We start from the raw sequence: 21,626 nt of genomic DNA, 5'->3' as shown, positions 1-21,626 counted from the left end.
GTTCGGCACCCGAGTAACCTGGTATGCGGCCACACGGCCTTCCTGCACGCATCACGTCCCCCGAGAGGTTCTTCGTTGACTACCCCGTCCGACTCGGCCGACACCATTCCAGCCGAGGCGGCGCCTGTCGCCACGTCCGGCTCACCGGAGGGGAAATCCGAGAAGGGTGTCCGTGCGGAGGCGTCGCGTCGCCGCACGTTCGCCGTGATCTCGCATCCCGACGCCGGTAAGTCGACGCTGACGGAGGCTCTCGCGCTCCATGCGAAGGTCATCTCCGAAGCGGGCGCGGTCCACGGCAAGGCGGGCCGCAAGTCGACGGTGTCCGACTGGATGGAGATGGAGAAGGCCCGCGGCATCTCGGTCAGCTCCACCGCCCTGCAGTTCAACTACCGCTCCACCGAGGCGTCGGCGGACGAGCCCGTCGACAACGTGATCAACCTGGTGGACACTCCCGGTCACTCCGACTTCTCGGAGGACACGTACCGCGTTCTGACCGCGGTCGACGCCGCCGTCATGCTGATCGACGCCGCGAAGGGCCTCGAACCGCAGACGCTGAAGCTGTTCCAGGTGTGCCGTCACCGCGGAATCCCGGTGATCACCGTCATCAACAAATGGGACCGGCCGGGCCAGACGCCGCTCGAGCTTCTCGACGAGATCCAGGAACGCATCGGGCTCACCCCCACTCCCCTGTACTGGCCCGTCGGCATCGCCGGCGACTTCCGGGGCCTGCTGCGGCGCGGCGAGGACGGTGCTCCGCGGGAGTACATCCGCTTCACGCGTACCGCGGGTGGCGCGAAGATCGCCCCCGAAGAGGTCATGGATGCCGACGCCGCCCTCGCGAAGGAGGGCTCCGAATGGGAGACCGCCGCGGAGGAGAGCGAGCTGCTGTCGGCCACCGGTCAGGATCACGACCAGGAGCTGTTCCTCGGCGGCCAGACGTCGCCGGTGATCTTCGCGTCGGCGATGCTCAACTTCGGTGTCCGCCAGATCCTCGACACGCTGGTCGAGCTGGCGCCGCCGCCGCGCGCCCGGGAGGACGTCGGCGGCACTCCCCGCGAGGTCACCGACCCGTTCAGCGCGGTCGTCTTCAAGGTCCAGGCCGGCATGGACACCGCGCACCGCGACCGGCTGGCGTTCATGCGCATCGTGTCGGGTGTGTTCGAGCGCGGCATGGTGGTCACCCACGCCCAGACCGGCAAGCCGTTCACGACGAAGTACGCGCAGACCGTGTTCGGTCGCGAGCGTTCGACCGTGGAGTCGGCGTACCCCGGCGACGTGGTGGGACTCGTCAACGCCACCGCACTCGCCCCCGGCCACACCCTGTTCTTCGAGAAGAAGGTGGAGTTCCCGCCGATCCCGTCGTTCGCTCCCGAGCACTTTTCCATCCTGCGGGCCGAGAGCGCCGGCAAGTACAAGCAGTTCCGGCGGGCCGTGGATCAGCTCGACTCCGAGGGTGTCGTGCAGATCCTCCGCAACGACCTCCGCGGCGACGCCTCACCCGTCATGGCCGCGGTCGGACCGATGCAGTTCGAGGTGGTTGCGGCGCGGATGAAGGCCGAGTTCAACGTCGAGGCCCGGATGGAACCGCTGGGCTACGCGTTGGCGCGGCGCACGGACGCCGAGTCGGCCGACGAGCTGAACCGTCAGCGCGGTGTCGAGGTGTTCACCCGCTCGGACGGCGTGATGCTGGCTCTCGTCAGCGACAAGTGGCGCCTGCAGTACATCCAGAAGGAGCTGCCCGACCTCACGCTCGAGCCTCTCGTGGCCGCCGCCGACTAGCGCCCCCAGGCGCTGACCTACGTTCGAAGCCTCGATCCATCGACGGGGTCCGTATCCCGCCGATGGATCGAAGACACTACTGCGCCAGCACCTTCCGCCCCGCCGCCACGATCTGCTCCAATTCGTACCGGTGCTCGGCGCTGGCGTCGACGAGCGGCGCTCGCACCGAGCCGGCGTCGAGGCCGGTGAACGTCACGCCCGCTTTCACCAGAGCGACTGCGTAGCCGGGGGTGGTGTCGCGAAGCCGGACCAGCGGATGGAAGAACTCGCGGTTGAGCGAGTCGACCAGCTCGGTGTCGTCCTCCTCGAGCGCCCGGTAGTAGGCGAGCGACACGTCCGGAGCGAATGCGAACGTCGCGGAGGAATAGAGCGCGACTCCGATGCTCCGGTAGGCCTGCTGCGAGACCTCGGCGGTCGGGAGTCCGTTGAAGAATTGAAATTCTTTGTCGCCGAGAGAATCACGCAGAGTACGCACGATTCGTGATGTCAGGTCGAGGTCACCGACGCCGTCCTTGAACCCGACGACCTTCGGCAGTCGCGCCACCGCGAGAGCACTCCGCTCGGTGAACTGGCCGTTCGCTCGGTGGTACACGATGACCGGGAGGTCACTCGCCTCCGACACCTGCTTCACGTACTCCACCAGGCCCAGGGCCGGCGCGCCGACGAGATAGGGCGGCAGGAGCAGGATGCCGTCCGCTCCCGCATCCTCGGCGATGGCCACGAATTCCTTCGCGACGGGGAGGGCTCCACCGGCACCGGCGAAGACCGGGACACGGCCCTTCGTGGCCGTGACCACCGTTTCCACCACGGTCCGGAACTCGGCCGCGGACAGTGCGTGGAACTCGCCGGTGCCGCACGCGGCGAACACCCCACCCGGTCCGGCCGCGACGCCGGATTCGATGTGCTGTGCCAGTGCGGGAAGGTCGACGTCGCCGTTGCCGTCGAACGGGGTGACAGGAAAGAAGAGAACGCCGTCAAGCATGGTTGCTCCTTGATGATTCTGCGGTCGGGTGTACGTCGGAGAACGGGGTCGCTGCTAGTCGACGAGTCGTTCACCGGTGACGGTGGAGAACAGGTGGGTGCGCTCGGCCGCGTACGACAGCGTGATCACCTCTCCGCGCCTCGGTGGGATGCGACCGTCGGCGCGCACGACGATGGGCTGCCTGCGCCCGTGGATGTCCGCCTGGCCGTACACGTACGCGTCGGCGCCGAGTTCTTCGACGACGTCGATGGTGACGTCGAGTCCGCTGCCGGTGGTGATCACGAGATCCTCCGGACGCACTCCGAGCGTGACCGAGCTTTCACCGATACCGGCAATCGCACCACGCGGAACGGGGACCACGGAACCGCCGAAGCTGACACCGCCGTCGACGAGCGGAAGTTCGAGAAGGTTCATCGCGGGCGAGCCGATGAACCCGGCGACGAAGACGTTGTTCGGGTGCTCGTACATGCGGCGTGGAGTGTCGCACTGCTGGAGCACGCCGTCTTTCAGGACGGCGACGCGGTCGCCCATCGTCATGGCCTCGACCTGATCGTGCGTCACGTACACGGTGGTGGTGGCGAGACGACGCTGCAGCGCCGAGATCTGCGCACGGGTCTGCACGCGCAGTTTGGCATCGAGATTGGACAGAGGCTCGTCCATCAGGAACACCTGTGGCTTGCGAACGATGGCGCGCCCCATGGCCACTCGCTGCCGCTGGCCACCGGACAGGGCCTTGGGTTTGCGGTCGAGAAACTTGGTGAGGTCGAGGATCTTGGCCGCGTCCTGGACGCGTCGTTTGATCTCCGCCTTGTCCTCGCCGGCGATGCGGAGACCGAAGCCCATGTTCTCGCCCACCGTCATGTGCGGGTAGAGAGCGTAGTTCTGGAAGACCATGGCGATGTCACGGTCCTTCGGCTGAAACTCGGTGACATCGTTGCCGCCGATGGCGATCGTGCCCCGGTCCACGTCTTCGAGTCCCGCAAGCATGCGCAGCGACGTCGACTTGCCGCAACCGGACGGTCCGACGAGGACGAGGAACTCGCCGTCCTCTATTTCGAGGTCCAGGTGATCGACCGCGGCCTTGTCGCCGCCGGGGAACAATTTGGTGACGCCGTGGAATGCGACTGTTGCCATGATGGTGGGTGTCCCTTCACCGGCAGGAACGTGCCGGACGATCCGAGTGGGAGTGTGAGTCAGACGATCCGTTCACATACGTGAATCTTCGTCAAGATAGTGACTTCGTTTCGAAGTATGTACTACCGTGATGTGCATTACAAGGCTTACCCCCAGAGAGGTACGAGAAGACATGACCGACACCACCTCGCGTCTGCTGATCACCGGCGCGGCAGGAAACATGGGCAAGATGCTGCGACCCTTGCTCCGCAAACCCGGCCGCACCCTGCGCCTGTTCGACATCGCCGACATCACCGACATCGACCCTGAACACGAGGAGTTCGTCCAGGGTTCGGTCACCGACCGCGCCGCCGTAGCTGCTGCGGTCGACGGCGTCGACGCCGTACTTCACCTGGGCGGACTCAGCACCGAGGACTCGTGGGAGAACATTCTGTCCGTCAACGTGGACGGCACCCAGGCGGTGTTCGAGGCCGCCGTCGCACACGGAGTGACGCGCGTGATCGCAGCGTCGAGCAACCACGCCGTCGGTTTCTGGACACACGCGGAAGCCGGCTCGAACGCGCTGCCCGGCGACGTCCCGCCCCGTCCGGACGGGTTCTACGGCTGGAGCAAGGCAGCGGTCGAGGCGCTCGGCCGGCTGTACCACGATCGCTTCGGCATCGACGTCGTCAACCTGCGGATCGGCTCGAGCTTCGACCGGCCGCCCAACTACCGCGGCCTCGCCTCCTGGATGTCACCGGCCGACACCGCTCGCCTGATCGAAGCCGCACTGTCCGACTCCGCCAAGGGATTTCACACCGTGTGGGGTATCTCGCGGAACACCCGCAGCTGGTGGTCCGCAGCAGAGGGTGCAGCCATCGGATACGAACCTCAGGACGACGCAGAGGTGTTCGCCGACGAGTTCCTGGCCGATCACGAATGGACGTTCGACGATCCGATCCTCCAGCGTGTCGGCGGCGCGTTCTGCGACCACCCGCTCGGACAACGGATGCGCTGACGCCGAGCCGGGGTGGGCACCAGCGACGGTGCCCACCCCGTCCGCGTCAGACGGAGTAGTCGCCGACGATGCGCCCCAACGCGTCGAGTTGCACCTTGTTGACCAACCCGAGGTGATAGAGGTGCAGCTCGTTCGCTCCAGCCGCGACCGTGGCCGCGACATGGCTGCTCACGTCGTCGAGATTCTTCGGCGGCAGCACCGACACGTAGGCGCCGACGTCGACGGCCTCCCCGACGATCGCCCGGGTGCCCTTCGTGACGGCGACGGTTTCGGCCGTCCCCGGCCAGGCCGAGACGAGCACGGCGTCCACGTCTGCCGAAGCTGCCGAGGTCAGCGCGGGCGACGGCCCGGTCTTCCACGGGTTCGGATGGCAGTGCAGCGTGACGCGGGCCGACGGGATCTCGGCGCGTACGGCGCCGAGCACCGCACCCCGGAGAGCATCGGCGTCCGCGTGGCGCACGGACAGCACCGCGTCCGCCTCCGCCTCACCGAGGATGTCGGTGATCGCGGCGTCCGGAGCGAGCGTCCCCATGGACAGCGCATCCACGCCGGACCGCAGCTTCGCGATCATCTTGTCCGGATCGACGTCCCGCTCCGCCCACAGTGCGCGTTCCCGTTCGGTGCAGCTGATCGACATCAACGTGTCGCCGATGCCCGGAAATGCGCCATCGGTCTTCTCGTGCGGGCCGACATGGGCGATCCCGAGCTGTCCGCATGCTTCGATCGACACACCGTGCAGGTCGACACCGCGCACCGCCTCCGCCGCGAGGGTGCGGGCGTACCGGACGATGTCCGGGTGCCCGGGCGCGAGCGCGTAGGGGTAGCGGTCTCCGAAGCAATTGACGACGGTGGCGTCGGGATGCGCGTGACCCAGAACAGTGCTGTGGGACAGTACGATCCATGCGTTCACGCGAATGCCCGCGTCGATCAGGATGCGAGCCGCATCGGCGAACGCATCCTCGGATCCGCCCCACGTCGCCGCCCTGGCCGTGACCGCGTGCCCGTCCCACGCAGCAGGTCGGATGGGCCGGTACAGCGCGGCGTGATGCGCGTCGACCACTTTGTGGGCGGGATGCAACGGGGTTGCCGCGCGGGTCGAGTGATAGCTGGCGGCGAGTGAGATCTCGGCGACTCCGAGCGCGCGCGCTCGGTCGACGAAGTGCGGATCACCGAGCACGTCCCACGGATACGCGTGCGCGACGATGCGATCGACTGTTCTTCCGGACATGCGGTTCCCCTCAACGGTTCGAGTACAGAGTTCGATAGACAAGACGGAGTTCACACATGGGAACACACCATTCGGCCGACTGTCCACGACCGACCCCGTACGACGCGCGACGCGACGCCGTTCGCGAGGTCCTCGGCGTGACGGACGAATCGGCGGCGGACACACCCGGCGTGACGTACGGCAGGTCGTGGATCCGACACGGCGTCGCCGGTCGCGAACTCACCTGGGCGGCCGGTGACGACGGCCCCGACACCGCGGGCTGGCTCCTCCGCCCCGACCACGGAGGCGAGACCACGGCCCGCCCTGCGGTCCTGCTGATGCACGCACACGACGGCGTCAAGTTCTACGGCAAGGAAAAGGTGGCCGATGGTCCCGGCGGAGCCCCACCGGGTATCCCCGGACTCCGGACCCGCGGTTACGAAGGCAGGTCGGTCGCAACAGGACTCGTGCACGCAGGCTTCGTCGTCCTCGTGCACGACGTGTTCCCCTGGGGCAGCCGGCGGGTGCCCTGGCCGGAACTACCGGACCGAGCCACAGCAGCGGGATACGCCGCCTTCCCACCCGGTCCGGACACCCCCGGGATCCGTCGGCGCCGATACGACGCGGCAGCGCGCGAGCACGAACACGGACTCGCCAAAACCGCCGCCCTGACGGGCACCTCGCTCGCCGGAACGGTCGTCGCCGAGGACCTTCGGGCGCTGAACGTGCTCCTCACGACCGACGGTGTCGATCCGAACCGGGTCGCCGCCGCGGGATTCTCGGGCGGCGGCGCGCGCGTCGCACATCTACTGGCGTGTTCGACACGCCTGCGAGCGGGGGTGATCACCGCGATGATGAGCACGTTCGCGGATGTCGCGGACGGCAGAGCAGACGATACGACGTGGCTGATGGTCACTCCGGGCCTGCCGGCGGTGTGCGACTGGCCCGAGATCGCCGCATGCCATGCGCCGCGGCCGCTACTGGTTCAGTTCGCGCTGGACGACTCCCACTTCAGCCGCCAGGGAATGCGCGACTCCGAGGCCGTGCTGCGCCGGGCATACGACGGGTTCGGGGCGCTCACTACGCAGTGGTTCGCAGGCGGACACCGGTTTTCGGCCGAAATGCAGGTCGAGGCCGCCGAGTGGCTCGCCCGCACTGTCTAGGCGAACACCCTTGACAGACCTTGTGACTGCCGTCATAGTGAGTTCGACAATTCACATAGAGGACGTGAGTTCACATACATGAACGCGCGAGCGCAGGCACCGCCCACGGAACCCTTACGCACACCGGGCACCTCGGGCAGGTCGGACGCCGCGTCGTTCCCATCACCTTCCACGCTGACGAGCCACCTCCGTGATCTCGCCTCAGCAGCAGTAGCCACAATCCCCTGACCCGCCGGCGCAACCGGCACCGAACTTCGGAGCGTGCACCATGGTCACCACCACCTCCCCCAGGCCAGGAGGGCAGTCCGCGCCGGCGGCGCCGGCCTCTCCCGGTCGAACTCGTCGCAGACCGGCATGGCGCAGAGCCTCTGCCCCCTACATCCTGATCGCACCGGTGGTCATCCTGCTGGCCGTCTTCATCTTCTACCCGGTCGGTAGCGTCTTCTACTACAGCCTGCAGTACTACAACCCGACGACGCCGTGGGACAACGGCTTCGCCGGCCTCGACAACTTCCGGCTGATGTTCGCCGACTCCCTCTTCTGGACCAGCCTGGTCACCACCGCGAAGTGGGTCGGATTCCAGGTCGTGTTCCAGTTGATCCTCGGACTCGGACTGGCCTTGCTGGTCAACGAGGTGTTCCGGGGCCGCGGCCTGGCACGCGCCCTCGTGTTCTCCCCCTGGGCGGTGTCCGGCGTCCTCACCACCGGCATCTGGCTGCTGATCTACAACCCGTCGACCGGTCTCTTCAAGCTTCTCGGCAACATGGGAATCGGTGACGGCACTGCCGCTCCCATCGCCGATCCGGACACCGCGTTCTGGGCAACGGGCGTCGCGGAGCTGTGGCGTGGTGTGCCGTTCTTCGCCATTCTCATCCTGGCCGAGCTGCAGAGCGCCCCCAAGGACCTGTACGAGGCGGCCAACGTGGACGGCGCCAACCGCTGGCAGCGGTTCCGCTTCGTCACCCTCCCGCACCTGAAGGCCGTCATCATCCTGTCGACGCTGCTGCGCGGTGTGTGGGAATTCAACAACGTCGATCTGCTGTACACCCTCACGGCGGGTGGCCCGGCCGACGTCACCACGACACTGCCGCTGTACGTCTCACAGCTCGCAACCACCGCCCAGGACTTCGGATACGGCTCGGCACTCACCACGGTCGCATTCGTGATCCTGCTGTTCTGCTCGATCCTCTACTTGCGCCTGAGCAAGTTCAACAGTGAGAAGGTCTGACCGTCGTGACCACCACCACCGATCGTCCCGCCGTTGCGCTGTCCGAACCGGACACCACCGGGAAGCTGCGCGTACACAAGACGAAGCCCCGCATGTTCAGCGTCGGACTGCCGCTCGCGCTGTACCTGCTCTTCACTCTCGTCCCCTTCTACTGGATGATCGTGTTCGCCTTCCGGCCCGCCGGATCGAATTCGATGCTCCCCTGGCCCATCACGTTCGAGCACTTCGACACCGTGTGGAACACCCTCGGCTTCAGCTTCTTCTTCAAGAACAGCCTCATCGTTGCCGCGTTGTCCCTAGTCCTGACCACGTTCGTCGCACTTGCCACCGGATATGCGTTGGCCCGCTTCAAGTTCCGCGCCAAGATCCCGTTGGTGATGGCCCTGCTCTGCAGCCAGTTCGTGCCCGGCGCCATGCTGCTCATCCCCCTGTTCCAGGTGTTCCGCGAGATGAACCTCGTCAACAACCTGACCGGCCTCATCATCGCCGACACCGTGTTCCAGCTTCCACTCGCCGCCATGCTGATGGCAGGTTTCATCGCGCAGATTCCGGTAGAACTGGAAGAAGCCGCGATGGTCGACGGCTGCTCGCGCCTGCGCGCGTTCCGCATCATCATGCTGCCGCTGCTGCGACCCGGCCTGATCGCCGTCGGATCGTTCGCCTTCATCGGCAGCTGGAACAACTTCCTGTTCGGCCTGATGTTCATCAGCAGCCAGGAGAAGTTCACGCTGCCGGTCGGACTCAGCTACACCATCGGCTCCTACAACGTCGACTTCGGGGTTCTCGCCGCCGGCGGTCTGATCGCCGCGGTGCCGGTCGTCGCCGTCTTCGCCGTCATCCAGAAGTACCTCGTCCAGGGCCTGAGCGCCGGCGCGGTCAAGGGCTGACCATGACTTTCGAAAAGAGGACCCACATGAACCGGCGAACCCTCCTGCGTTCCACCCTGGTAGGCGCGGCGGCCACGCTCGTGCTCGCCTCCTGCAGTTCCGAAACCTCCCTGCCCGACGGAGCACTCGGCGACCCGAACAACGCCCGGCTCACCTTCTGGGACAACAACGCCGGACCGGACCGCACTCCCCTCTACGAAGAGCTCATCCGGCGGTTCGAGGCCGCCAACCCCGGCATCGACATCGAATACGTCGGCCTGCCGTCGGACAGCGCCCAGCAGAAGTACCAGACTGCGCTCGCCGGCGGTTCGGCGCCCGACCTCGGGATAGTCTCGACCGCCTACCTGGCCCCGCTCGTCGCCCAGAACGCCGTCATCTCACTCGACGACTTCGTGGCGGCATCACCGCAGCACGACGAATACGACGCCGGAATTCTCGAGTCGGCACGTGAATCCGGCGGCGGTGAGCACCTGTACGGTCTCCCCTACACCAGCAACAACGCCACCCTCTGGTACCGCGCCGACTGGTTCGCCGAAGCCGGGATCGAACCCCCCGACACGTACGACGAATTCTACGAGGCCGCACAGACTCTGACCGACAAGGACGACGGCCGTTACGGATTCACCATCCGCGGTGGCGCCGGATCGATCTACCCGCTGCTGCAGTACATGTTCGCCAGCACCGGTGTCGAGAGCTTCTTCGAAGACGGCGAGTCGACGCTGAACCGTCCCGAGATGGTCGACGCCATCGCACGGTTCGCGGCGCTCTACGACGTCGACACCCCGACCGCCGACGTCAACAACGGCTTCCCGCAGATGGTCGCCAGCTTCGGCGGCGGTTCGGTGGCCATGATGCAGCACAACCTCGGCTCGCTGAGCAACCACGAGAAGGCTCTCGGCGACAAGGCCGGAGCTGTGGCGCTGCCGCGCAACGAGGACGGAAAGCGCACCGTCATGACGGACCCGTTCCCGTCGTACACGGTGTTCAAGAGCAGCCGGCATCAGGCCGCGGCGTGGAAGTTCGTCGAGTTCATGACGTCCCAGGAATCGCAGGCGTACTGGAACGAGCGCGTCGGGCAGATCCCGGTCAACAAGACTGCGCGCTCGGCTCCCGAGTTCGCGAACATGCCGTCGGTGCAGGCTGCGCTCGCAGCACTGGACGACCCGGCAACCGTACTGGTCACCCCTCCGGACTACCTGCCCGACTTCGGGAAGATCGTTCAGGTGCAGATGCTCGGGCAGTGGCAGAAGGTGCTCATCGGGCAGCTCAGCGCACAGGATTTCGCCGACGACTTCGCCGAGAAACTCGATCGCTCCATGGCCAAGTACATCGCCCGCCAGGGCAAGTAGAAGATTTCGAACAGGAAGCGAATCACCATGTCCAGCGTGATCACAGAAGTCGCCGTGCAGGTTTTCAAGACCGAGGCACGCACCTCGGTCGACTCGTACGGTCATCGCCATCCCGGCCCGTCCGTGCCCGCGACGGGGGCGCTCCTGCGGATCACCGACTCCGACGGCGTCAGCGGCTACGTACTGGGCAAGCCGAACTACCTTCGGCAGGACCAGGTGGAGCAGCACTTCCGGCCCGTCCTGATCGGCTCCGATCCGCTGGCACGCGAGGCGATGGACAAGAAGTTCGCGATTCGTCAGCGCACACGGGCGGTCGAACTTCCCGAGCACAGTTGCAGCTACCTGGACCAGGCATTGTGGGACCTGGCAGGCAACAAGTTCGACACGCCGGTGTGGAAGCTGCTCGGCGGTGCGCGCACCGAGATCAAGGCGTATGCCAGCACCATGTGCGGCGACGACATCGACGGCGGCCTCGCCACCCCGGAGGACTACGCGAACTTCGCGGTCGCGCTGAAGAGGCAGGGCTACCAGGGCATCAAGCTGCACACCTGGATGCCTCCGCTGCCGGGCTCCCCGAATCTGACCCGGGACATCGACGCGTGTGCCGCCGTGCGTGATGCCGTCGGCGACAACTTTTCGCTGATGCTCGACGGGTACCACTGGTACTCGCGCACCGACGCTCTGAGGCTCGGTCGCGAGCTGGACCGGCTGAAGTTCGATTGGTTCGAGGAGCCGATGGACGAGTTCTCGCTGCGCTCGTACAAGTGGCTCGCCGACCAGATCGACACCCCGGTGATCGGACCCGAGACCACGCCGGGCCGGCACCGATCCCGTGCCGACTGGATTGCGAACGAGGCGTGCGACATCCTGCGGGTCGGGGCCATGAACGGTGGTGGCATCACACCGGCCCTGAAGACGATGCACATGGCCGAGGGCTTCGGACTCGAATGCGAGATCCACGGCAACGGCGCCCCGAACCTCGCGCTCGTCGGAGCCGGCAACAACGTCCAGTGGTACGAGCGCGGTCTGCTGCACCCGCACGTGGATTACGACTGGGTGCCGCCGCACCTGAATTCCATCGTCGACCCCGTCGACGAGAACGGCATGGTGGCGATGCCGCAGAGACCGGGTCTCGGCGAGGACATCGATCTCGACTACATCGCGGCCAACCTCGTCGCGGAGTACTGAATGCGCCACGTCGCCGCCACCGAACACGGGTCAGTAGGTGATATCGCGTTCAGAATGAGAGATAGTGTCTTCATGGTGACAGAAGACATGCGTGGGGCAGCGCCGGAGACCCAGCCGGTCAAATCTGCCGAGCGCACCATCCACATCCTCGAGACGCTCGCCGCATCGCCGACGCGTATGAGCCTCGGCGAGTTGCAGGAAGCGTGCAAGTATCCGCGCTCGAGCCTGCACGCCCTCCTGCGCACGCTCAAGGATCTGCGGTGGATCGAAGCCGACGAGTCCGGGTCGCGCTACGGCATCGGCACCCATGCGCTGCTCGCCGGCACGTCGTATCTCGACAAGGATTCGGTCGTCTCGAGGGCAGCAGCGGTGCTCGAGGCGCTCCGGTCGGAAGTCAGTCATACCGTCCACTTCGCGCGGCGCGACGAGGCCAGCGTCATCTATCTCGCCAGCCGCGGTTCGAAGGTCGAGGTTCGGCGTATGCACCGCGTCGGCCGCAAGCTGCCGTGTCACGTCACCGCGCTCGGGCAGGCCCTGCTCGCCGAGCTCACGACCAGCGAGGTCCGGGAGATGCTGCCGGCGAAACTCGAGCGATTCACCGAGAACTCCATCGTCGACATCGACGACCTCGTCACCGAACTGGGCGAGGTGCGCAACCGCGGGTGGGCCCTGGAACGAGAACAGGGGACGGTCGGCGTGGTGTGTATCGCAACCGTCGTGCCCTACCGAATCCCCGCCACCGACGCCCTCAGCGTGTCCATGCCCGCCGAGGTCGCGTCGTACCCGGGTGAGCTGGAGCGGATCGCCGGCGTGCTCACGAAGCACGCGTCCGCCTGGGCCCGGGAATTGAGGGCCGAGGGGGTGCGATGACGTGACGGCACCGTGCACCCGAGACCGACCGGGGCCGCGCCGTGCGCCGTCGAGGCGTGCGGCCCGCCGGACCCTCCTGGTAGCTTTCAGGTCGAATCGAGCACACTGACGGGCTTTGCGCGGTACCCGTTTGGCCACGAGCAGGAAGCGACACGATGGAGAACGGCATTTCCACCAACGGATCGGGCAGCAACGGCTCCGCCGGCACGAACTCGGCATCGGAGTCCCCTTTCGCTGAACCGAGCACGGGCGGGCTGACCGGCAGCAACGGCAACGGCAACGGCAAGTCCACGACCAGCTCCGCCGAGACGTTCACCTTCCCGCTGCCGACGCGCAGCTCGGGTTCGCACAGCACCGAGGAGCCGGCCGAGGCCTCCGACTCGACGGCGTCGCTCGAATCTCGTGGGCGCACCGTCATGCGACGCAACGCGATGGGAGTGGCAGCCGTGCGAGTCGCGGGCCGTCTTGCACACACCGAACTGCTCGAGGAGCACCTCGCGTCGGCGAGCAGTCACTCCGCCGATCCCACCGTGGACGCCGACGAACTGCTGGCGTTGCTCGGCGAGTACCTCGTCGCGGCCGGGTTCGAGCGCCCCGAGATCCATGCCGAGCTGAACGGCCAGTCGATCGTCGTCGACCTGCGCTCGCCGTCCGCGACCGCACGCTGACCCCCGCCGCCGGGCGCCGTCAGGGCCACAGCACCTCGCGGATCCACCGGCCGGACTCGCGGCGGTAGAGCTGGCGCACGTGCCTGCGCCCGGCGTCCGCCTGCCAGAACTCGACACTGTCGGGGACGATGCACCATGCCCGCCACGTTCCGGACACGAAGTCGGGGTCGGCCTCGATGCGGGCCACCGCCGCCGCGACGGCGCGTTCGTATTCGGCGGGATCATCCAGGACCTCGCTCTGACGACTGGCCGCGGCCACGGCCCGCGCGGTGACCGACCGTTCGCGGAAGTCGCGGGCGGAGAGCGCCGGATCGCCCTCGACGACGGAACCGCGCACCCGCACCTGCCGACCCTGTTCTCGCCAGTAGAACGACAGCGCCGCAACGGCATTCGTGGCCAGTTCACGCCCCTTCGGCGAGCGTGTGTCACCCGAGAACCAGAAGCCCTGCTCCGTGACGTCCTTGAGGAGCAGGAAACGTGCGTCCGGGTTGCCGTCGGAATCGACGGTCGACAGCGCGGCGGCGTGCGGTTCCGGAACACCGGCCACCGCGGCCTGCGTGATCCAGTCGAGAAACAGTGTTGTCGGCGACTCCGGAAGCGCGTCGACGGGCGGAGGCGTCTCGCCGCCGAGAGCGGGCAGGGCGCGAATCCACGCGCGGGTGTCCGGAAACGACGAACGGTCGGGTGTGGTCGGCATGTGCCGACAGTAGCCGCGGCCCGGGCTTCAGACCGACGCGGCCGGATCCGTCGGCCCCACCAGCATCCAGCGGTGACCGAACGGATCGATGAGTGTGGCGTTGCGGTGTCCGTGGCCCTCCGAGATCCACCGTTCCACCTTGCCGCCGGCGTCGCGGGCACCCGCCAGGACGGCATCGGGATCGTCGACGGACAACATCAGGCTCACCGACGTCGAACCCGATTCCGGCGCCGTCAGACCCATCTCGGGGAACTCCTCGGCGAGGTAGATCATGCCGCTCGGCAACCGCAGTTCCGCATGACCGACCCGGCCGTCCTCCATGACGATCGGCTCGCCCACCACCTCGGCGCCGAACACCTTGGAATACCACTCGATGGCCTCGACACCCCGCCGCACCGTCAGATACGGCAGCGCGCCGGGAACGGGGACTTCCGGAGCCATCGTCACCTCCCAGTGTCCGCGGTGCGTCGAGTCCCAGTGTGCTCCCTCAGGCAGACGCCGGAGGTTGCAACATCGCCCACTTGTTGGACGTGAGCCGGAAACTCGGGAAATCGGAGAGCGCCGCAACCGATTCCCAGGTGCGTTCGTAACCGGTGTGCGTGATCCGCCAGTTTCCGTCGGGGCACCGAAGATAACGATCGTGATAATAGGCAGACCCGCGCAGCAGCATGCCGTCCTCGGGAATCAGCGTGGTGTCCGCGAGAAACCACACCCCTACCGCGGTGTCACCGGTGACGGTGATCTCGGGCTGGCCGCACTGATGCTCGGTGATGACGTGGGTCCCGAGAGTGTTCTCGAGGAAGGACACGAATGAGTCACGGGAATCGAACGTGAGGTATTCGCTGTACGTCGCCGTGACGTCCGGGACCATCGTGTCGGCGAACTCCACCCACGACTTCGTGTCGAGAGCACGTGAATAACGGTGCTTGAGCTGCTCGATCTGTTTGATTGCTTCGAGATCCATGACCCCCGCCTCCTGTGCAGCGAACATGCAAGCCCTGGACTGCAGATTAGTCGGACAATCTGCAGGTTCGCCTTGGTTTCCCCCGTTTTGCCCAGATCATGCATATTCAGGCCGTGATCCGGGACACGAAAAGGTTACGAAATGACTGCATGGCCTACGCAACAGCACGCTGTTCACACTACCTTAGGCTACCCTCACTCGGCGAGGGCCTGAGCCCGCAGGCTCCCACCGCCCGAGGGTCCCGCGCCTCAGTCCATCGGCGTTCGAATCCCTCTGCTGCACAGCACTTTTAGGCATCTATCCGAGCACCCTTCGATCCGAAGGGTCCAATGACGCCGGACGCCGGACGGGATTGCTGTGACCCCGAATCCACAGGTAACCCGCCCGACGCTATCGTGACGCTGACGTGGTCACGTGAGAGGGGAATCCATGGATCCGGCCCGCATACCGGTGATCGTCGGAGTCGGCGACATCCGCTCCGGCCGTGCAGGCGATCCGGCAGCCCCGCGTGAACCGCTCGACCTGATCACCGACGCCGCACGTGCCGCCCTCGCCGACAGCGGCTCCGCGACCCTCGGCTCCCGAATCGACGCAATCCATGCGGTGAAGACCGTCAGCTGGTCGTACGACGACCTCCCCGGACTGCTGGCCGCCCGGTTGAATCTGCCGTCACCACGGTCGAGCACGTCCCCGATCGGCGGCCACTGGCCCGCGGCGCTCCTCGACCGCATCGGCGACGACATCGCCTCGGGCCGGTCGTCGGCAGCGCTCCTCGTCGGCGGTGAGTCGCAGGCGACCATGACGGCGCTGCGCAAGTCGGGCACCGATCCCGCGACGCTGGGCTGGGCGTCGGCGCCGGGCGGTCCTCCCGCGTTCGATCCGGCGGATCTCGGGAGTCCCGCGATGCAGCGCGCGGGCCTGATCGTTCCGACCCGGGTGTATCCGCTGTTCGAGAACCGGGTCGCGCACGAGTCGGGCCTCGGCCCCGACGAGTCGCTGGCGGAGTCGGCCCGGATGTATTCGGCCTTCTCCGAACTGGCGGCGAAGAACCCGGCGTCGTGGACGTCCGAGGTGTATTCCGCCGAGGAGATCGCCACGGTGGGTCCGGGCAACCGGATGGTGTGCGAGCCGTACCCGTTGATGCTCAACGCCATGCCGTTCGTCGATCAGGCCGCCGCGGTGCTGGTGTGCTCCCTGGCCGTCGCGCGCGAACACGGCGTTCCGGAAGACCGCACGGTGTACGTGTGGGGCGGCGCGGGAGCCACCGATCCCGTGGACGTCTTGAGCCGCAACGGTTTCGGCACGTCCATGGCTATGACGGACGCGGTGCACCGGGCACTGTCGCGGACCTCGATCGACGCCTCGGAACTCGACATCGTCGACGCGTACAGCTGCTTCCCGGTGGTGCCGAAGCTACTGGCCCGCACGCTCGGCCTGCCCGCAGGCATCGTGCCGAGCGTGACGGGCGGCCACTCCTTCTTCGGCGGTCCCCTCAACAGTCACACGCTGCACTCGATCGCCGAGGTCACCCGCCGATTGCGGGAAGGCGCGGGACCGGCGCTGGTCCACGGCAACGGCGGCTATCTGACGTACCAGCACGTCGTGTTGCTGGCGGGCGCCCCGCACCCGGATGGATACGTCGGCGATCCGGAACCGGCGCAACTCGCGTCGGAGGCGCCGGAACTCGTCACCGGCTACGAAGGACGAGCCGACATCGTCACGTCGACGGTGGAGTACGGGCGGGACGGCGCCCCGGCGACCGGCTTCGTCGTCGCGCACACCCCCGACGGCCGGCGTCTGTCCGGACGTACCGGCGCCGAGGAGGCGGTCGCGCTGTCCGCATTCACCGAGACCCCGGCACGGTCGGTGATCGGGCGGACCGTTCACATCACGGACCGCGACGGCATCCTGTCGCTGCGGTTCTGACGGCCGCCGCCCTACCAGCGCAGTTCGCCCTTCGCGACGTCGTCGGCCAGCGACCGGACGTAGTCGAGTTCGGCGACCAGGACCGCCCGCCGGTACTCGTCCTCGACGAGGAACAGTCGCGGAAGAAACGTCCCGGCCTCGGTGAGGCCGGCGTCGAGCCCGGCCAGTTGCTGCTCGAGAACCGCGATCCGCGAACGCAGGGCATCGAGTGCGTCGCCGGAGTCGAGACTCGGCAGGAACGCCAGCGCGGCCGGAAATTCCGGGAATTCGCGCACCGGCTCCGCGACCATCCCCCGCAGCCAGTGGGTCAACGTTGCCGCACCCGTTCCGGTGAGCCGGTACGTCGTGCGTTCGGGCCGATTCTCGGCCCGTTCCGTCGACTCGACCTCGATCAATCCGTCGCGCAGCAGGCGTTCGATCGTCTGGTACACACTGTTGCGCTGCGCGACGTTGACGACCTCGTCCTTGTGCCGCTCCTTGATCAGTTGCTGCATGCGGTAGGCGTGCATCGGCTCTTCCGACAGCATCGACAGCACGGCCATCGCCAGCACGGATCTACGCGGTGAGGACATTCGTCGAGCATATCCGCGACAGTGCGTTAGTCATTTTATGTATAGTCACTTTATGACTAACAAGGTGCTGATCATCGGAGGAGGCATCGCCGGACCGGTCACGGCGATGGCCATGCAACGGGCCGGACTCGACCCCGTGGTGTACGAAGCGCACGACCACGGCGCGGACGGCGTGGGCGCATTCCTGACCCTCGCGACCAACGGTCTGGAGGGACTGCACGTACTGGATCTCGATCGTCAGGTCACCGGACTCGGGATGGACACCCGCCGAATGCGGATCGTCAGCGGAAGCGGGAAACAACTGGCCGAGTTCGACAACGGAGGCCTCACCTCGTTCGGAACGCCGTCCCAGACGCTGCGCCGCGCAGACCTCTACCGCACCCTGCGCGACGAGGCACTGCGACGGGGAGTACGCATCGAATACGGCAAGCAACTCCGGGACGCCCGCCTGGACGGCGATCGGGTCCACGCCGACTTCACGGACGGCACATCGGCCGACGGCGATCTGCTCGTCGGCGCCGACGGGCTCCGGTCACGCACCCGGTCCATCCTCGACCCGCACGCACCCGACCCCCGGTATCTCGGCCTGCTCAACACCGGAGGATTCGCGACCGGCCTCACCCTGGACGGCGAACCCGGCGCGGCCCACTTCCACTTCGGCAAGCGGTGCTTCTTCGGCTACCTCATCCATCCGAGCGGTGACGTCTGGTGGTTCGCCAACCCCGGACGCCGCACGGAACCGACGGCAGGCGAACTCGCCTCGATCACGCCGGAGCAGCAGCGCACCGAACTGACCGAGCTGTTCTCGCGCGACGCCGGACCCGCCCTGCAGATCATCGACGCCACCGAGCACATCATCCGGAACTGGAGCACCTACGACCTTCCGACCGTGCCGAGGTGGCGCAACGAGCGGATGGTGATCATCGGGGACGCGGCACACGCCACGTCCCCGTCGTCCGGGCAGGGCGCCTCCATGGCCATCGAGGACGCCGTCGTCCTCGCGCGATGCCTGCGGGACAACCGGGACACCGCCGTCGCCCTGGCAGCGTACGAGACCGCACGGCGCACCCGGGTCGAGCGAATCGTCGCCCAGGGCAGACGAAACGGCAGCGGCAAGGCACCCGGACCGGTCGGGCGCGTGATCCGCGACCTGACCCTGCCGACCGCCATGCGGATGGTCGGCCGCCGCGACAGTCTGCGCTGGATGTACGACTACCGGATCGAGTGGTGACCGGGCGGGGTCGCTAATCCAGCTCGGCGGCCAGCTCCATCCACTGTTCCTCGGTGGCTTCCTTCTCCGCGACGACCTGCTTGAGCTCGGTGTCGAGCTTCTGCAGCTTGTCCGGATCGGTGGCCGCCTCCGCCAGCTTCTCGTGCAGCTTCCGTTCCCGGTCGTCCAGCTTCGCCACGGCCCGCTCGAGACGCGACAGTTCCTTGCGCGCGGCGCGTTCGGCGGCCCCGTCCCGCACCTGCTTGGGGGCCGACGCACCGGTTGCCGTCGACGCCACCGACGGTGCGCCGGTGTCGACCATCTTCGCCCGGCGACGCAGGTAGTCCTCGATCCCGCCGGGCAGGTTGGTCAGCTTGCCGTCGCCGAACAACGCCCACGTGGAGTCACAGATGCGTTCGATCAGGTACCGGTCGTGGCTGATGACGACCATCGTGCCCGCCCAGCCGTCGAGAATGTCCTCGAGTTGCTGCAGCGTGTCGATGTCGAGGTCGTTGGTCGGCTCGTCGAGCAACAGCACGTTCGGCTCCGACATCAGCACACGGGTCAGCTGCAGCCGGCGACGCTCGCCACCGGACAGGTCACCGACCGGTGTCCGCTGCCGGGCCGGAGTGAATCCCAGCCGTTCGGCGAGCTGCCCGGCCGATACCTCCTTGTCGCCCAACGTGATCCGCTCGGCCACGTCCTTGACGGCCTCGAGCACCCGCATGTTCGTCGGCAGGTCGTCGAGTTCCTGACGGAGCCAGCCGATGTGCACCGTCTGCCCCTGGATGCGCTTGCCCGACGCCGGCGAGATCTCCCCGGCGAGCGTGCGCAGGAGCGTCGTCTTGCCGGAGCCGTTGACGCCGACCAGGCCGACACGCTCCCCCGGCGCCAACCGCCACGTGAGGTCGTCGACGAGCACCCGGCCGTCCGGCGTCTCCAGGCGCGCATCCTCGAGTTCGATGACGACCTTGCCGAGCCGGCGCTGCGCGAACGACGCCAGCGCAACGTTGTCGCGGGGCGGTGGGACGTCCGCGATCAACGCCTCGGCGGCCTCGATCCGGTACTTCGGCTTGGACGTGCGGGCGGGGGCACCGCGCCGCAGCCAGGCCAATTCCTTGCGGGCGAGGTTGCGGCGACGTTCCTCGGACGCGTCGGCCTGCCGGGAGCGCTCCGCCCGGGCGAAGATCCAGTCGTTGTAGCCGCCCTCGTAGCTTTCGACCTTGCCGCCCACCACTTCCCACGTGCGGTTGGCGACGGTGTCGAGGAACCACCGGTCGTGGGTCACGACCACCAGCGCGCTGCGACGGCTGACGAGATGTTCCGCCAGCCACTGCACACCCTCGACGTCGAGGTGGTTGGTCGGCTCGTCGAGCACCAGCAGGTCGAGGTCCTGGACGAGCGCGGCGGCCAGTGCGACGCGTCGCCGCTCACCACCGGACAGCCCGTCGACCGACACCTCGAGCCCCAGGTTGTCGATGCCGATGCCGGCCAGGATCGACCGGATGCGGGCGTCGCCGGCCCACTCGTGGTCGGCGACCCCGAGCGGTCCGAGCACCACGTCGCCGACGCTGGAACCGGGCGGCAGGACGCCGCGCTGGGTCACCACCGCCATGCGCAGGCCGCCGACCCGGCTGACACGTCCGGAATCGGGCGCCTCCACTCCGGCGAGCACCTCGAGCATGGTCGTCTTGCCACCGCCGTTGAGGCCGACGACGCCGATGCGTTCGCCTTCCTGCACTCCGAGGGATACCGAATCGAGCAGCGGCTTGATGCCGAAGGACTTCGATACCTGCTCGAGATTGATCAGATTCGCCATCAGTGCGATCCCTCCGCCGCGTCGTTGATTATTCGGGCACCCGGTACGGGTCCGCTGGCGACCCGCACCGTGCGACACACCCCCGCACCTGCGAGTTCTGCGCTGACCCGGACCGCGGCATCCGCTTCAGCACATAGAAAGGCACAGGTCGGGCCCGACCCGGAGACGATGCCGGCCAGTGCGCCCGCCGCGACCCCGGCACGCAGCGTCCGCCGCAGACCCGGATTCAGCGAGAGCGCGGCCGACTGCAGGTCGTTGCCCAGCAGCGGGGCCAGCGTTGCGGCGTCGCCCGTGGTGAGCGCGTGCATCAGGTCTTCGGGTCCGCCGAGTCGCGGCGGATTCCCGTCGGCACGCAGCCGGTCCAGCTCCCGGAACACGGTCGGTGTGCTCAAGCCGCCCTTCGCGAGCGCGAGCACCCAGTGGAACGTGCTGCGGGAGAGCACCGGCAGAAGTCGCTCGCCGCGTCCCGTCCCGACCGCGGTGCCACCGTGGAGGGAGAACGGAACGTCGCTGCCGAGCTTCGCGGCGAACCCGTCGAGTTCCTCCCGCGACAGGTCGAGTTGCCACAGCGCGTTGAGCCCGACCAGCGTCGCCGCGGCGTCCGCGCTGCCGCCGGCCATGCCCCCGGCCACCGGGATGCCCTTGTCGATGGCGATCTCCACGTCCGGGCGCCGCCCCGACTCGGCCGCGAGCATCTCGGCGGCCTGCCACACGAGGTTGCTGCTGTCGGTGGGCACGACGCGGGCGTCCTCGCCGCGGACCGTCACCGACAGCGTCTCCGCGGGGACCACCGACACCGTGTCGCTGAGCGAGAGCGCCTGGAACACCGTGTTCAGCTCGTGATAGCCGTCGTCGCGCAGGTCCCCGACGGCCAGATGCAGATTGACCTTGGACGGGGCCCTGACTACGACGGGGCGAGGAACGACGGAAAGCACAAGGGTAGAGCTTAGGCGCTCCCGGTACGGGTGCGGAAATGCGCACCATCA

Annotated in this window: 20 protein-coding genes; 11 read left to right on the top strand and 9 right to left on the bottom strand. The window is 67.4% G+C overall.

All coding sequences use genetic code 11. The features are described 5' to 3' along the window. The first annotated feature begins 75 nt into the window (after window positions 1-75). Window positions 76-1,779 (top strand): peptide chain release factor 3, encoded by a 1,704-nt coding sequence (locus tag CJ177_RS01700; RefSeq protein ID WP_005238769.1) that lies wholly within the window; start codon window positions 76-78, stop codon window positions 1,777-1,779. A 76-nt stretch (window positions 1,780-1,855) separates the two neighbouring features. On the opposite strand, the gene CJ177_RS01695 is transcribed toward CJ177_RS01700, so the two are convergent. Further along, window positions 1,856-2,761 (bottom strand): 5-dehydro-4-deoxyglucarate dehydratase, encoded by a 906-nt coding sequence (locus CJ177_RS01695; RefSeq protein ID WP_095867157.1) that lies wholly within the window; start codon window positions 2,759-2,761, stop codon window positions 1,856-1,858. Between the two features lie 54 nt (window positions 2,762-2,815). Next, window positions 2,816-3,895 carry an ABC transporter ATP-binding protein gene (locus CJ177_RS01690; RefSeq protein WP_061700344.1) on the bottom strand — a complete coding sequence of 360 codons (1,080 nt, stop codon included), beginning with the start codon at window positions 3,893-3,895 and terminating at the stop codon, window positions 2,816-2,818. Window positions 3,896-4,067: 172 nt separating this feature from the next. Here CJ177_RS01690 and CJ177_RS01685 point away from each other — a divergent pair, with 172 nt between their 5' ends. Continuing rightward, window positions 4,068-4,892 carry an NAD(P)-dependent oxidoreductase gene (locus CJ177_RS01685; RefSeq protein ID WP_061700345.1) on the top strand — a complete coding sequence of 275 codons (825 nt, stop codon included), beginning with the start codon at window positions 4,068-4,070 and terminating at the stop codon, window positions 4,890-4,892. A gap of 46 nt (window positions 4,893-4,938) precedes the next feature. On the opposite strand, the gene CJ177_RS01680 is transcribed toward CJ177_RS01685, so the two are convergent. After that, window positions 4,939-6,120, bottom strand: coding sequence for a hypothetical protein (locus CJ177_RS01680; RefSeq protein WP_061042744.1), 1,182 nt, complete (start codon window positions 6,118-6,120; stop codon window positions 4,939-4,941). Window positions 6,121-6,176: 56 nt separating this feature from the next. Here CJ177_RS01680 and CJ177_RS01675 point away from each other — a divergent pair, with 56 nt between their 5' ends. The 7 genes from CJ177_RS01675 to CJ177_RS01645 all read left to right on the top strand — a co-directional run bounded on the left by CJ177_RS01675 (window position 6,177) and on the right by CJ177_RS01645 (window position 13,452). Beyond that, the gene (locus tag CJ177_RS01675) at window positions 6,177-7,262 is read left to right on the top strand and encodes a hypothetical protein (protein WP_061042743.1); all 1,086 of its coding nucleotides are present in this window, start codon (window positions 6,177-6,179) and stop codon (window positions 7,260-7,262) included. 268 nt (window positions 7,263-7,530) lie between these two features. Further along, window positions 7,531-8,490, top strand: a complete 960-nt coding sequence (locus tag CJ177_RS01670) for a carbohydrate ABC transporter permease (RefSeq protein WP_005238763.1) — start codon at window positions 7,531-7,533, stop codon at window positions 8,488-8,490. A 5-nt stretch (window positions 8,491-8,495) separates the two neighbouring features. Beyond that, window positions 8,496-9,377, top strand: a complete 882-nt coding sequence (locus CJ177_RS01665; protein WP_025432120.1) for a carbohydrate ABC transporter permease — start codon at window positions 8,496-8,498, stop codon at window positions 9,375-9,377. A 26-nt stretch (window positions 9,378-9,403) separates the two neighbouring features. Further along, window positions 9,404-10,726 (top strand): sugar ABC transporter substrate-binding protein, encoded by a 1,323-nt coding sequence (locus CJ177_RS01660; protein WP_037179041.1) that lies wholly within the window; start codon window positions 9,404-9,406, stop codon window positions 10,724-10,726. Between the two features lie 27 nt (window positions 10,727-10,753). Then, entirely contained in the window at window positions 10,754-11,914 is a 1,161-nt protein-coding gene (locus tag CJ177_RS01655; RefSeq protein WP_061042742.1) for an enolase C-terminal domain-like protein, read from the top strand. Between the two features lie 72 nt (window positions 11,915-11,986). Further along, on the top strand, window positions 11,987-12,784 hold the full coding sequence (locus tag CJ177_RS01650; RefSeq protein ID WP_005238759.1) for an IclR family transcriptional regulator: 798 nt from the start codon (window positions 11,987-11,989) through the stop codon (window positions 12,782-12,784). Window positions 12,785-12,939: 155 nt separating this feature from the next. Beyond that, window positions 12,940-13,452, top strand: a complete 513-nt coding sequence (locus tag CJ177_RS01645; protein WP_095867156.1) for a hypothetical protein — start codon at window positions 12,940-12,942, stop codon at window positions 13,450-13,452. 19 nt (window positions 13,453-13,471) lie between these two features. Here CJ177_RS01645 and CJ177_RS01640 read toward each other — a convergent pair whose 3' ends face one another. The 3 genes from CJ177_RS01640 to CJ177_RS01630 are packed head-to-tail and all read right to left on the bottom strand — an operon-like array spanning window position 13,472 to window position 15,113. Next, a complete protein-coding gene (locus CJ177_RS01640; RefSeq protein WP_061042740.1) occupies window positions 13,472-14,149 on the bottom strand; it encodes a pyridoxal 5'-phosphate synthase in 678 nt (225 codons plus the stop codon). A 27-nt stretch (window positions 14,150-14,176) separates the two neighbouring features. After that, the gene (locus tag CJ177_RS01635) at window positions 14,177-14,590 is read right to left on the bottom strand and encodes a glyoxalase/bleomycin resistance/extradiol dioxygenase family protein (RefSeq protein ID WP_061042747.1); all 414 of its coding nucleotides are present in this window, start codon (window positions 14,588-14,590) and stop codon (window positions 14,177-14,179) included. Window positions 14,591-14,636: 46 nt separating this feature from the next. Continuing rightward, window positions 14,637-15,113 (bottom strand): nuclear transport factor 2 family protein, encoded by a 477-nt coding sequence (locus CJ177_RS01630; protein WP_009478940.1) that lies wholly within the window; start codon window positions 15,111-15,113, stop codon window positions 14,637-14,639. A 429-nt stretch (window positions 15,114-15,542) separates the two neighbouring features. On the opposite strand from CJ177_RS01630, the gene CJ177_RS01625 reads away from it, so the two are divergent. Further along, on the top strand, window positions 15,543-17,039 hold the full coding sequence (locus CJ177_RS01625; RefSeq protein WP_095867155.1) for an acetyl-CoA acetyltransferase: 1,497 nt from the start codon (window positions 15,543-15,545) through the stop codon (window positions 17,037-17,039). A gap of 11 nt (window positions 17,040-17,050) precedes the next feature. Here the strand turns inward: CJ177_RS01625 and CJ177_RS01620 are convergent, their stop codons facing one another. After that, the gene (locus CJ177_RS01620) at window positions 17,051-17,611 is read right to left on the bottom strand and encodes a PadR family transcriptional regulator (protein ID WP_061042738.1); all 561 of its coding nucleotides are present in this window, start codon (window positions 17,609-17,611) and stop codon (window positions 17,051-17,053) included. Window positions 17,612-17,663: 52 nt separating this feature from the next. On the opposite strand from CJ177_RS01620, the gene CJ177_RS01615 reads away from it, so the two are divergent. Beyond that, a complete protein-coding gene (locus CJ177_RS01615; protein WP_179443144.1) occupies window positions 17,664-18,842 on the top strand; it encodes an NAD(P)/FAD-dependent oxidoreductase in 1,179 nt (392 codons plus the stop codon). Between the two features lie 13 nt (window positions 18,843-18,855). On the opposite strand, the gene CJ177_RS01610 is transcribed toward CJ177_RS01615, so the two are convergent. Together CJ177_RS01610 and CJ177_RS01605 are read right to left on the bottom strand one after the other, a co-directional pair. After that, window positions 18,856-20,640, bottom strand: a complete 1,785-nt coding sequence (locus tag CJ177_RS01610; protein ID WP_054247602.1) for an ABC-F family ATP-binding cassette domain-containing protein — start codon at window positions 20,638-20,640, stop codon at window positions 18,856-18,858. Further along, window positions 20,640-21,575 (bottom strand): 4-(cytidine 5'-diphospho)-2-C-methyl-D-erythritol kinase, encoded by a 936-nt coding sequence (locus CJ177_RS01605; protein WP_005238750.1) that lies wholly within the window; start codon window positions 21,573-21,575, stop codon window positions 20,640-20,642. Before CJ177_RS01605 ends, CJ177_RS01610 begins: the two co-directional genes overlap by 1 nt. Between the last annotated feature and the right edge of the window lie 51 nt (window positions 21,576-21,626).

The organism is Rhodococcus sp. ACPA1 (assembly GCF_002300195.1).
GTDB lineage: Bacteria > Actinomycetota > Actinomycetes > Mycobacteriales > Mycobacteriaceae > Rhodococcus_F > Rhodococcus_F opacus.
This window is presented reverse-complemented; position numbering and strand designations above follow the sequence as displayed.